This window comes from Cupriavidus sp. 21MJTG02-4 (assembly GCF_057798975.1).
Genome location: NZ_JBYOJP010000028.1, coordinates 1 through 12,729 on the forward strand (window position 1 = coordinate 1; position 12,729 = coordinate 12,729).

6 protein-coding genes are annotated in these 12,729 nt (G+C 59.1%); 3 read left to right on the forward strand and 3 right to left on the reverse strand.

The genetic code is table 11. The annotated features are described in order from the left end of the window. The coding region (locus AC3FKH_RS32360) for a transposase (RefSeq protein ID WP_488679690.1) at positions 1-1,099 on the forward strand (1,099 nt) is incomplete at its 5' end. A gap of 929 nt (positions 1,100-2,028) precedes the next feature. On the opposite strand, the gene AC3FKH_RS32365 is transcribed toward AC3FKH_RS32360, so the two are convergent. Together AC3FKH_RS32365 and AC3FKH_RS32370 are read right to left on the reverse strand one after the other, a co-directional pair. Beyond that, positions 2,029-2,406, reverse strand: coding sequence for a hypothetical protein (locus tag AC3FKH_RS32365; RefSeq protein ID WP_078201556.1), 378 nt, complete (start codon positions 2,404-2,406; stop codon positions 2,029-2,031). A gap of 97 nt (positions 2,407-2,503) precedes the next feature. Beyond that, positions 2,504-4,015, reverse strand: a complete 1,512-nt coding sequence (locus AC3FKH_RS32370; RefSeq protein ID WP_488679691.1) for a replication initiation protein — start codon at positions 4,013-4,015, stop codon at positions 2,504-2,506. 1,238 nt (positions 4,016-5,253) lie between these two features. Between AC3FKH_RS32370 and AC3FKH_RS32375 the strand changes: the two genes are divergently transcribed. Together AC3FKH_RS32375 and AC3FKH_RS32380 are read left to right on the forward strand one after the other, a co-directional pair. Further along, positions 5,254-6,465, forward strand: coding sequence for a ParA family protein (locus AC3FKH_RS32375; RefSeq protein WP_078201874.1), 1,212 nt, complete (start codon positions 5,254-5,256; stop codon positions 6,463-6,465). Then, entirely contained in the window at positions 6,462-7,433 is a 972-nt protein-coding gene (locus AC3FKH_RS32380) for a ParB/RepB/Spo0J family partition protein (RefSeq protein ID WP_078201873.1), read from the forward strand. The genes AC3FKH_RS32375 and AC3FKH_RS32380 overlap by 4 nt, the downstream gene beginning before the upstream one ends. Positions 7,434-8,328: 895 nt before the next feature. Here the strand turns inward: AC3FKH_RS32380 and AC3FKH_RS32385 are convergent. Beyond that, the gene (locus tag AC3FKH_RS32385; RefSeq protein ID WP_488679692.1) at positions 8,329-10,188 is read right to left on the reverse strand and encodes a site-specific integrase; all 1,860 of its coding nucleotides are present in this window, start codon (positions 10,186-10,188) and stop codon (positions 8,329-8,331) included. Between the last annotated feature and the right edge of the window lie 2,541 nt (positions 10,189-12,729).

Sequence of the window (12,729 nt, forward strand, 5' to 3'; positions counted from 1 at the left end):
GCGCCAAGCCGCCCAGCAAGTAAACGTCAGTAGGGTGACCCTGGGCCGGCAGGGTCTGCGCCGAAGCTCACAACGGTCATGGGAGCGTCTGAGCGCTCAGCGACGCGCCAAGCGGCTAGCGTTGTATAAGGAGGTGATGGCGCTACGCGCCCAGGGCGGCACGATCAGAGGAATCGCGCGCGAACTCTCAATCAGCCCAGCAACCGTGCAGAAGTACGTCAAAGCCGGAGCATTCCCCGAGCGCGCACCCAGGGCGCGGGGTCCGACGCCTCTGGAACGTCAGGGGATTCCCCGCCGAAACGCACAGCGGTCATGGGAGCGTCTGAGCGATCAGCGACGCGCCACGCGGCTGGCGTTGTACGAGCAGTTGATGGCGCTACGCGCCCAGGGCGGCACGATCAGAGGAATCGCGCGCGAACTCTCAATCAGCGTAGCAACCGTGCAGAAGTACGTCAGGGCCGGAGCATTCCCCGAGCGCGCACTCAAGGCGCCGGGTCCGACGCCTTTGGATCCCTATCGCGACTATATCGAGGAACGAATCATCCAGGGCTGTCGCTTTCCTGAACTGATCTGGCAAGAAATCAAACAGCGCGGCTATAAGGGCAGTCCCGCCTGCGTGCAGAGTTGCGTGACCCGCCTCCTCTTTCCGCTGGGCAAGACCCCGCTTGCCCTGAAGCCCACGATGCAGATGCCCTCGGCCCGGCGCGTGTTCGGATGGCTTGTCGGATGGAGGAACCTCGCCATCGAGGAGCCAAAAAGCGCGGACCACGAGCGATTCGTGAAGGCGCTGTGCAAGATCGAACCCGTGGTGGGCGAAGTCCGCAGTCTCGCGCGGGAGTTTCTCGGACTCATGCACCGACGAAGTGTGCTGCATTTCGATCGATGGTTGAAACGTTTGTCGTGCTGCGACGCTGAGGAAATGCGTCGGTTCGCGCAAAGCCTGAGCACCGACTTACCGGCTGTGCGGGCGGCCTTCAGGCTGCAATGGAGCAATGGCCAGACTGAGGGTCATGTCAACCGGCTCAAGCTCCTCAAGCGCCAAATGTATGGCCGCGCAAATATCGAACTTCTGCGGCTGCGGGTGTTGAAGCCAAACTAAACCGGCCGGCTTTGTTCTACAGACCCCGCCAGTCCGGTCGCGATCACAGGCGCGTGAGTTCGTGTGGCCACGGCGAGGCTGGCGGACTCGCTTACGTTAGTCAGTAAGAAGAATAGTGGTAGTCGGGCGGCAAAGACGACGGCAAGGGTCCTCGACACGAATTCGCCGTTGTCACACAAATTGCGGAAGACCCGCGATTATTACACTTCACGCCGTTGTCACACAAATTGCGGAAGACCCACTCCTACTACACTTCACGGCGTTCCAGCCGCCGCCAGCGCGTTGATGCGGCTGCGGTGCGGCAACCCAATGCATCGCCGCTGCGCTGGTCCCAAGCGCGCCCTGCCGGCGCCCTCCCTCGTAGAGACAGGTGTTGCAGATCGTCATTCGTGCGACCCGCGCTCATCATTCATGCGAGCTTGGCTTTTCAGTGCGAAACAACGTTCCTGTGGAGCGCTGCGCAAGCTCTACGAAGCAATTGATGAAAGTTGCCAAGCCTGTTGAGTCGCCGAGTCGCCAGAACCTGATCGCCTCAAGGTCGGATCCAGCCACTCGCGTTTCCAGAATGGCGAACAGACATCGGCACGATTCAGGATCAAACAGGGATAACATCACCGCTAACTCACTGATCGAAAATAGTTGCACCTGACGCCGTTACGCCGCCGCGCGGGTGTAAATGATCAGATTTGATCGCAGAATCCGCCTACAGTTTAAAACCCTTACAAGGTCTTGGACCTCCCCCCGCGCCAACCCCGGACACGCGCGGCGATGACGGCGGTACCCACGCGTCCCCGCGCGCGCACCTACGTCGTGGCCATATCCGCCAGCTTGGTGAGCGCTTCGGACGCAATGTGCTCTGTATTAATGCCACCGTGGTCAAGGCCCGACCCGGCGGGGGAGCCAGTAGCTAAAGTTTGCAAGGTCAGAATCTAGCGGGATTTGATTGTGGGCAGCATGTCCTTGTTACGCTCGATGAGCTCGTCGACCAGCTCCACCAGGTATTGCTGCATGGACGTCTCGGTCATCGTACTCAGCAATTTCAGGTTGGTGTACCGGCGCTTGTTGAGCTTCACGTTGACCGTTCGATAGACGCTGTTCTCGTCCAGGTCTGCGGTAGTTGAAGCCCGTGCGGTTCGCGCAGCTTGTCCAGTCACGGCCAGGGAGGCTGCTGGCGTAGTCGCCTCAGCCGGGTCCCGCCCGACCATAGCGCTGGACTCGAGAAAGCTCTCGACTGCCGCCGGCGAGGCCGCCCCCTTGGCGGCTTCCGTTTTGGGTGACTTGCTGAAGGTACCGATTTTTTTGGTCACGGTGGGCTCCCGTTGGCCTAGCCGAAGATGTCGGTGTAGAGCTGCTGCAGCTCCATTGTTGATTTCGAGGGCGGGTTACCGGCTGTCGTGTTCTCTGCTAGATAAGGCTGCTTTGGTTCTTTGAGCGCGTCCGCGCCGCTTTCCTCATTTCACCCGCGACAAACGAGCAGAACGAAGCAGCAATCGTCGGACGGTCCATGATGTTAGCTTCGCTGACGTCAGCGGGCTTGAGGCCTTGCCGCTCGATGGTCCGTATTCCGATAGTGTTCGTAGTGGCAAACTTTCGAACGAGCTCGTCTCGCATCTTTTTGTCGGCGGCAGCAAAGAATTCCGTGGCCATGCGCGTTTCCTCGGCCCGGCGTTTCTCTGCCGCCGCATCGGCCGCAGCAACGCTCGCAGCGACTGCGCATTGCGTCGAGGTCTTAGCCACATCTTCAGCAGAACTCTTGGCGGCTATTTGGGCCTGAATACGGTCAACTTCCTTGTCAGCTTCGGAAACAAAGCCGCCAGCGTCGATAACCTTCATCAGGTAGCCAGCGACACGCGTGATCTTGTTGCCGCGGCGGATTTCTCGGCGAACGTACTCGATGGCCTGTTCAATCCTTGCGTCAGACCAAGTTTCTCGGTTTGAAGCAATGCGGTCAAAGTGCCGGTCCGTCAGCCCAAATTCGCGCTGTAACGTCTGGAACAATGCGACCGAGTTGAGCATTGCGGCTTTGGATGCTTGCGCGCTCTCCTTGCGCTCCATCTTGAACCGAATCTGGTCCTGCTTGCGCGATTTCGGGGTTCCCGCCCTAGTCTCGTACGAGATGGTGATGTCCGAGAGTTGATTAATCTGTGCGACCGCCTTCTCCAAGTAGTCTCGCTTGAAGAACTTGAACTCATTGTTGTTCGCCCAGGACTTGCCGGGTAGGTTTCGCACGAGCTGAAGCGGCAACCAGTCCGTCCGTCCCTTGTCCACAGTAGGCAGAACGTGGTCGTAGATTCCTCGGGCGTAGATGAGCGTAAACCGCGAGGTGACCAGCAGACTGGTCCAGTAAGAATTCTCTGGGTCTTTGATGAGACGTTGCAGCTCTTCTGGGACGCGGAAGCGAATATAGCCGTTGCGCACGCGCACACGTCCGATGAGCTCTAACCAATCCCCATCCTCATTGCTGACAGTGACGACTTGGCGGGAACTCACCCGGTCCTCGAATTCGTCTTCCTCTTCACGAGAATCAGAATTCTCTACGATGCGCCCTGCTCCGTCGACGACCTCGACTGGGGCGTTCGTCACCTCAAGCATGGAAGCCTTGACCTCCCGGATGACCGCGGAGAAGTGCTTGGTGTTCCGGCTGTCGTACCGCATCAGCCATTTGAAGAAACTGAGCGAAACTTCGTAGCTGTCGCGAGACTCTGGCTCTTGAGCAACGATGAAGTAGGCTGCGTCGACGAAGCGGCGAGCCACCATGCCAAGCCCAATGATGCGGGCAAAAATCGTGTTCTTGTGAAACCCAATGTCTTGGTCGCTCTTGACTTCGTCAATGGGCTTTTGCACAGGCGCCATCTCGACAAACAGGTCGAGAGCATACTGAAGAGAGGTGACACGCCGGTCTACGCTGCTGGTCATGCCCGATTCCTCTTGTCGGCTGCCTGTCGCACAAAATTGCACGAGACTGTAGCAGATGCAGGTGAGATGTCAATCCACGAATATCACCCTCATTTCACGCTGATTGCCGCACGCACAGAATCTCTCACCTACGCACAAATCCTCTCACCTGTCCGTTAGCAGGAACGTGGATAAGTTCCTGTCTGATAAGGGAGAACTACAGTTATCCACACGCGTGACACAAAATCTCTCACTTTGCGGGCCCTGATATGGTCGAACTCTCACCTTTCCGGGGTCGCATATCACCTTCATCCTCAAAATCTATCACCGTAGCGCACAAAACTTCTCACTTTTGTAGCTGAACTCTCTCTCCTCTCAGTGGTTAAGTGCTTGTTTTTAAAACACAAGTATTCTTCTTGTTTGTAGGTTCGTAGGTTTTTCTTTGTAAACAACAACCCACAAACCGACAGGGACGACAGAAAACGGGCCGCTCAGAACCTTGGGCATGTCTCCAGTAGCCCGCCCGCCAGGAGCGGTACGACTTGGCCGCCCCCTGGATTTGCGCAAGCTGTTACAGGACAGCACTACGCGAGCTATTCGGTCCCGTCGCAAGATTCAAGCGGCATTGATTGCTAGCAGTTGAAGGTGAGAAATTTTGTGCACGCAGCTACTTGTGTTGACGTGGTTGGGATTTCATTTGCACAAGATCTCTCACCTTGCTTCTCATCATCCCTGGCGTAGCTGGAGCGCAGGCAAGCGTGAAGGTGAGAGATTTTGAGACCTTTGCCTGGCAGTACTTTGCCCACTTCTGCCGTTCGCGACCGTCTGGTCTGTCTTAGGTGAGAGATTTTGTGCTCCGTCCCGCCCCCTGCCCAGGTCGCCTTCGGCAAGTTGCACAGAATCTCTCACCTTTGACTTCCTTCGCGGGCTGTGTGCGGCCGCAGAAGCCTTCCATTGCCCATTCCCGTGCGCTTGGTCCGCACTGACTATGGTGCAATACACAAAATCTCTCACCTTCAACTCTCAAGATCAATCTGACTTCAGGCTCTCTGCGCAGTGCAAAGGTGAGAGGTTTTGTGCAGGCTGCTCATATTGGGGGTCTCGGCGCGAGTAGCTCAAAAGCAAGGACATCACTTGGTAAAGAGGAGATAAAGGCACTTTTGGCTTTCGTGGAAGTACAGGATGTGCCTAGAACACGGAAGTTTTCCAATTTTTCATGTATTCTCCGTTTAACCTCATTTTCACGGGAAAACTCAGAAATGGCGAACGTCAGTACACCGTTGCCCAAAGACCGAAAGGTTTCGCTCGAGAAAATCAGCACCTTTGCCTCCGTCGTCACTGACTACGCAAATGAACTTCGGGACCATATCTTGGCACCGCGACCTCGCAAGGTTGCCCCCATGTTTACCACTGGGGAGATTGCGGAGCTCTGCGGGTTGACGCGGCAGCAGGTTCAATACCTGGCTACCAAGGGGGATGGGATGTTGCCGGAAGGTCAGTCTACCGGTACAGGCCGGTCGCGCAGTCGGCTGTTTACTCTACCTGAGGCGCGCGAGTGGGTGCAGAAGGTATCCAACATCTATCAGACTCCGCTACAGGCCGGACCCAGTGATTTTGAAGGAAAAATCATTATCACTTCGCAGTTGAAGGGTGGCTCGGCCAAAACCACTACAACGATGTGCCTGGGGCAGGGCTTGAGTCTGCGGGGTCGGAGGGTTCTGCTTGTGGATTTGGACCCGCAAGCCTCATTGTCGGAGCTTTGCGGTCTCTATGCGGAGAAGGAAGTCTTTGCTGAGAATACTGTTCTGCCATTCATTGAGGGGCACGAAGACAGTCTGGAATCGAAGATTCAGTCCACCTATTGGGATGGCCTCGACCTTATCCCAGCTCACACAGAGCTGGTTGCGGCGGAGTACCACTTGCCCGCAATGCAGCTCAAGATTCCTGGTTTCCGGTTCTGGCAAGTCTTGCGCAAAGGTCTCGAGCCTTTGCGCAAGAAGTATGACTACATCATTATCGACACGTCACCATCGCTCTCTTATCTGAACCTGAATGCATTGCTGGCGGCAGATGCCATGGTAATGCCGATGGTCCCGGAGAACCTTGACTTGTTCAGTTCGATTTCGTTCTGGCGCCTATTCTCTGACGTTGCAAAATCGTTCATGAAGTTTGAGGCGGACAAGACATACGACTTCGTGTCTGTGCTGCTGACGCGCGTGAATAATGGCCCCCAATCCGCGGCTCCTGTAGTGCGGACTTGGGCGCAGGGGGCATACAAAGATTGGCTTGACCCCTTCGAGGTGCCTGCAAGTACGGTTATGAGCTCCGGTGCACTTGCATTCACCACGGTGTTCGACATCAGCAGCTCGCACAGCCAGTCTAAGTCGCTTCAGCGCGTCCGGCAGCCCCTGGTCGAGTACTGCCGCTGGATTGATGACATGTTCGTGAAGCAATGGAGGCCCGCACAATGAGCAACATTCGAGAACAGATGCTTGCTAAGACAGCGGGCATCCGCTCAACGGCGGAGCGCACGCCGGACGCTACTCGTCGAACGACCACTCGCACGGAGACGGCGCCGGGGATGGCAGGCGCGTTGGCTGCGGCACAGCTTCGAGTGCAGGAGCTCGAAGCGAAAGGCGTGCCGTCCGAACTACCGGTTTCGGCTATCGTACCGAACCCATGGCAGCCGAGACGCCAATTCAACGAAGTAAAGCTGTCTGAGCTGGCACGGTCGATTGCGGAAGCGGGCCTCCTGCAAGCTGTGACTGTTCGCCGGGTCGGCGAGACATATCAATTGGTTGCAGGGGAACGGAGATGGCGCGCGCATAAGCTGCTCAATCTGGAGATGATTCGAGCAGTCGTTATTGAATGCTCCGACCAGGACATGGCGGCATTCGCATTGATGGAGAACGTAACTCGCGATGACCTCTCAGACTACGAAATTGCTATTTCGGTGCGACGCGCAGAGTCGGAGTTTCCAAACCGCACCCGTCTCGCTGAAGTGATTGGCGTCACTCGGAGCGAACTCTATAAGTATCTATCGTTCGACGAACTGCCAGATTTCATCAAGCGGGACCTCGACCTGAATCCTGCTTTGTTGGGGGCACATGCCGCGCAGCTTGTGGCCAACGTATTGAAGAAGACTGGCGAAAATGGATTGAAGGCGGCAAGAGAATTGTGGCCGCTTGTCGTCTCGGGAGACCTTGTCCAGACCAAACTCGAACCGTCTATCGCCGCGCAAGTGACCCGAGGAGTTTCGACTTCGAATGCCGGCGGTCGTAGCATTCTGAAAATTTTCTCAGGCAATGTTCAAGCCGGTAGCATCACGAAGGACGTCAAGGGTCTCACGTTCAAGTTCAAGGCAGGTGTAGTCACTGAGGCGCAGGAAGCCAACCTACGCGAATACATCGGGAAGATGTTCTCCATACAACCCGAGTGACACACCCAAAACACCCTGCAGCGTATCCCGCGCGTAGTCTGGGATGACTATCTCATTAAACCCGCCATTTGGCGGGTTTTTTGTCCACTGAAGTGTCCCGGTCGGGACACTTTCCTACCGGCTAAGCGCGAGGCAGCTTCCCGCCCAGGACACCCTCGCAGGGAAGTCCGAGTGTTCCGAACGGGACACCTTCCTATCGGGTAAGCGCGAGGCATCCCGCTGGGACACCTTCGCAGCAAGAATCCGAGTGTCCCGAACGGGACACCTTCCTACCGGGTAAGCGCGAGGCCGCATCCCGCTGGGACACCTTCGCAGCAGGAATCCGAGTGTCCCGAACGGGACACCTTCCTACCGGGTAAGCGCGAGGCCGCATCCCGCTGGGACACCTTCGCAGCAGGAATCCGAGTGTCCCAAACGGGACACCTTCCTACCGGGTAAGCGCGAGGCATCCCGCTGGGACACCTTCGCAGCAGGAATCCGAGTGTCCCGAGCGGGACACGTTCCTAGCCGGGTAAGCGCGAGACCGCATCCCGCTGGGGCACCTCCGCAGCAAGGATCCGAGTGTCCCGAACGGGATGCCTTCCTACCGGGTAAGCGCGAGGCGGCATCCCCCCGGACACTTTCCTAGCGAGAATCAGGGTGTCCCGAACGGGACACGTTCCCCTCGACCGGGACACCTTCCCTACCGGGAGAGCGCGAGGCAGTATTCCGCCGGACACCTTCACAACGAGAGTCAGCGTGGGAGTGTCCCGAACGGGACACTTTCCGCCCGAGCGGCTACGCGGTGTCCCGACCGGGAACCCGCTAGAGGCGGCTACCCAATCGTACGGGGAGGCAGACGTCGTAGAGTTAGGCCGAACGTGGGGCTACGCGCTCATTACCGAAGGGCACGAATTCAGTTACTGAAAAACTTCGTCGCCTCGTCGATGCCACGGGCACGCTCGGCCTGGACGTAGATGGACGTGGTTTGTTGGAAGGCGTGGCCTAGCAAGCGCTGAAGTACGTCGATGGGCATCAGCTTGGCGGCGGCCTGCGTGGCGAAGGTATGGCGGAACGCGTGCGGGGCGGCTTGCTTGAGCAGTATCCGTTCTTCAGGGGAAAGGCTGACGTCCTGGTCGTCGGCCAGTCGGAGCAATGCACTCTTGATGACCTTGTAAATCCCGTCCGGTGAGAAGCCATTACCCGACAGCGTGCTGACCGCCTCGTTAGGGACAAAGTGCTTGTCCTGGGCCCAAGGCGTATTCGGCACGACGACGGGCGATAGCAGTGCGTGGACACCATCGGGTAAGTCGAAGTCGTGGCCGCGGTCGTCCCAGTGCGCCTGGAGCGCATCCACGACTCGCTTCGGCAGGAAGACGGTGCGCCACTTCTTCCTCTTGCCCAGCACGGCAAGCTCCCAGAGCCCATTTGCTGCCCCAGCCTGCTCGCGGACGGGTTGCAGCTTGTCGCGCGTAGCGCCAGCCGCCTCCTCCCGCCGGATGCCGGTGTACCCCAGCAGGAAGATGATGGCGCGCGCGAGGCGGTACTGCGCGCCGGGCGTGGCTGCTTGCTTGGCCTGCAGCGCGCCGGCGGACGCCAGTCGGGCTTCATCGTGACGGTCGCACGCGCGGTCGAGCAAGCCGCCTTCCGCAGTGAGCGCCTGCCAGAGCTGGGAGGGCAATGCCTTGTCGATGGCCATCTCCAGCTCTTTCTCCTCGACTACCGGGTCGGCGACGGTCGCCCAGGGATTCCCGCCAAGGTAGCGCACGCGGACGAGCCACTCGAAGAAGGCCCGGATGACCTGCACCGCGTACTTCTGGGACTGGGGCGACAACGGGCCCTCGAATGGCCGCCACCGCGGCGAACCGCGACCACCGGGGACTTTGGGCCCAATCCATTCCGGGTCGGGATTAGCCAAGAAGTCCTTGTAGGCTTCGCATTCGTCAGTCAGGACGCTTGAGAGCGGCACCTTGCGCTTGCACACGCACCACAGCAGGAAGCGTTCAAGCTCTTTCTGGTAGGCACGGTGCGTCTTGTCGCGGCCGCGATAACGGTACAGATAGGCTTGCACCACCTCCAGGTCGTTGCGCGCCGAGATGAGGCAGAACGCGGCATTGCGGTTTCGACCCTGGCTGCCATCGAGCGAGTGGACGATCGTGGAGACGCGCTCCAGCGGCACCAACGGCATGGCGACGTCTGGTGTCAGCGTAACCAGGTTGTTGGGTAGCTTCTCGGGCTGTAGTTGAAGGCTTCCCAGGGAGGCCTGGTTGGTCGCAAACCACCGCTCGAACGCGCGCGCCTTGCCAGGACCGATGCGCGGAATCGGCCGGTGCCAGCCGCTACCCCGAGTTTCAATGCACTGCTTCAGGTCGCCCAGTGTTTGCAGCCCCTCGGCCGCCAAGGTGCGAAACACCACGGGGCGAAACCAGACCGAGATACCGTCCGACAGCTTCGGCAGGGCCCTGTCCTGTTCGCCGGCCTTGATGATGAAATCGAGAACGGCCTTCGGCCAGGAGCCCCGGCGGCGGGCGTCGTCCAGGGTGTTGGAAACAAGAGGGTTAGCGAGACGTGCGCGTTCGACCAGATGGTCGCGCAATTCGTCAAGCCAGGCGTACAGCTCGGCAGGGGAGGAGAGGCCTCGCTTTTCGAGATCCTCCTCGCTGTACAGGCTGAGAATCGCCGGCCCCTGGACGCGTTGCAGCTTGAAGCGCAGGGCGGCGAAATCGGTCCGGGTATACTCCCGTACGGGCTCGGCAATGTTGTTGTGTTGGGCCATGGGCCATCCGGTCAGAAACTCCCGCTAATCATAATGGATTCATGGAGCCCTCCGAAGCGATTCCGATAGATAGGTAGGTAGATAGGTAGGTAGATAGGTATACAATTGGCCGCCTCTAGATTGCCGCTTTGGGGGTAAAAAAACCTTGAGGCGGGGAAGGGCGTGGAGCGGCAGGAATCCGCTCACTGGGCCGTGACCGGGGGCGCCTCTGGAGTGGATGGACAGCTGACGCATCCGGCTTGGCGCCGGGATTGTTTATCAGCACAGCAAAGTTAGCAGGCAGGCTCTCGAAGTAACCGTCTTCTTGAACTCCACGAACGCTGTCGTCGTGCGCGGAAACGGGTTCCACGCGACGCAGCACCTGTTCCAGCCATTTTGGCCAAGGGTCCGGACGCCTGTCGTTCACGTCGAACGCGTTGACCGAGTTCATGTCGCGGTACCCACCGCTGGTCGCGAGGAGCTCAGCCGTACGGAACACCCCTCCACCGTTTCGTCGCACACTTTGCGGTTGAAGATGAAAGCGCGACCGATGGTCTTGTCAGGCTCCGGAGCTTTCACGCCGGCGTCAAAGTCACCCTGCTTGACGACCTCCTCCCAGTCCCGGCTGTACGGGACCATCACGCCGGTGCATTTGCACTTGGCTTTGCCATCAGCGCGCACCGTGCGCGGTACGTGCTCACCGCGACCACGGATTCTCGGTCTGGGCGATAGTCCGCGTCGTCCCATATAGCCTCCGACGCTCCCGGAAACCGGCAGTCAGGCTCAAGGCGCGCTCTAAACATATGTTGGGCGGCTGCGACGCCATGCCGAACCCCGACCAAAAAGGCACCAAAGCGACGCAATGCGACGTATCATTTACGTAGTCCGAGAGGACAGCGCGCGGCCAACGAGCCGCCAAACTCGACCAGGCTGCGTGAAGCGCGCCGGGTCCCCGCAGCTGGCGCCACGGACCCGCGCCAAGCCGCTAAGCCGCCAAACGCCCGCCACGCCGGGTTTATCAAGACCTCAGAACCCCAGGAAAGCCCTCAAGGAAACGCCAAAACCCCGTATTTCAGGCAAAAAATCTTTACTGATAATATAGATTATCAGTAAAGAAGGCCGTATGGGCCTACAAAAGCACCGGCGACCTCCATCCGCTTCTTGCGACCGACTTGACGGTCACTTTCGCCGCTCGATTTCTTCGCGCTGCCGTTCAAACTGCCGTCGAGCCACAGCTTTTGGCCTACCACGGGTTTTTCATAGAGAGTCCTATCGGCGACGCGAGCGATCCGCCTCTATCTCGACGGCGCGACCGACATCCAGATCAAAGCGGCCTGCGGCATGGGCCGCAGCCAAACCTACCGATTGCTGACCGAGCACTGTCTTAAGCAGCATCCCGACGGGCACGTCTATGGCTGGCGCGGGCTGTTACCGCAAAGTCGCAGTACCAGTTCGATCCGCTCGGGCGTCACGGCCAGCGGTGATGGGCCGAACGGTAACGCGACCCGGCCGATCCCGCTGGTAGTCCTTCGCACAACGCTGCCGGCCTGCGATCGCCGCGCTCAGTGTCGCGGCGCATACCTGCAGCAGGTCCATGATCCCAACGAGCGACAAAGCGGCAATCGGCCGCGCGACAGAGCCTTCACCACGCTCGCCCGTCCTTCAGACCCAACACTTCCCCAAACCTCTTCTGACCGCTCATGCCGCGAGTCGCAAAATTGAGTCCCTCGTTTGCTGGGAGGCGAGCTCAAGGTATGCGCCTCGAACTCAGGGCACAAAACCTCTTGAGAGGCCAGTCTGACACCCCACCAATTTGCGAAGGAGCTGAATAGCTGCGTCTGCCATGGCCGACGACGACCGTTTCGTTGACCTCGGTGGGGGAAAAGCGGGGGAGAGTCCGGCAGCTGCTCGGTCCATCGCGATTAGCCAGGCACGCGCTTGGTCATGCCCTAATGAACTACGGCGACCGTTGGCCTCGGTGATCACAATCGAGGCCGAGTCGACCTCGTAGATCCGACCGTCAGGTGCAGACACCCGTCGCCCACGGTATCGCTCAATGAGTTGGGCAACCTCCAGCCGGTCCTGCGCCGCCTGCGCGGCGGTTGCGCGCCTCTCGTCTTCTTGGGCCTTCCGAGTTTGGACCACATGGCTATAGTCTATGGGCTTTCCGAGGAGCGACTTGAGGTAGGCGAACAGTTCTCGTCCCCGGAGCGGCCCAAGAACATGACCCGCTGCCGAGACAACGTCCGACAGTCGATGGCCGGCCTCCCTCGCGAGCCGCATCAGAAGGAAGAGGGCGGACGTCGTCAGCTCTTGGTCGCGCACGAGAGGCGCTAGATCAATGGGCACAGCCCGATCATCAATTTGCACAAACTCTCCCGGCCCGGAATGTTTCTTCGTAGAAGACTGCTTGGGTCTGTTTACGTCACTCACCGGTGCGAGACACGCAGCGCTTAACCGCGACACATCTGAGCCCGTTCGAGGCTCCGGGTACCCAAGCTCCCCGCCAGCGAGCCCGATGCACTGTAGCAACTTTGTGGTGAACCCGATCCGCCCAACGAC

Bases quoted from the DNA above. Each gene is read 5' to 3' on its own strand.
- AC3FKH_RS32370 (WP_488679691.1), bottom strand. From the start codon at position 4,015: ATGACCAGCAGCGTAGACCGGCGTGTCACCTCTCTTCAGTATGCTCTC.
- AC3FKH_RS32375 (WP_078201874.1), top strand. From the start codon at position 5,254: ATGGCGAACGTCAGTACACCGTTGCCCAAAGACCGAAAGGTTTCGCTC.
- AC3FKH_RS32380 (WP_078201873.1), top strand. From the start codon at position 6,462: ATGAGCAACATTCGAGAACAGATGCTTGCTAAGACAGCGGGCATCCGC.
- AC3FKH_RS32385 (WP_488679692.1), bottom strand. From the start codon at position 10,188: ATGGCCCAACACAACAACATTGCCGAGCCCGTACGGGAGTATACCCGG.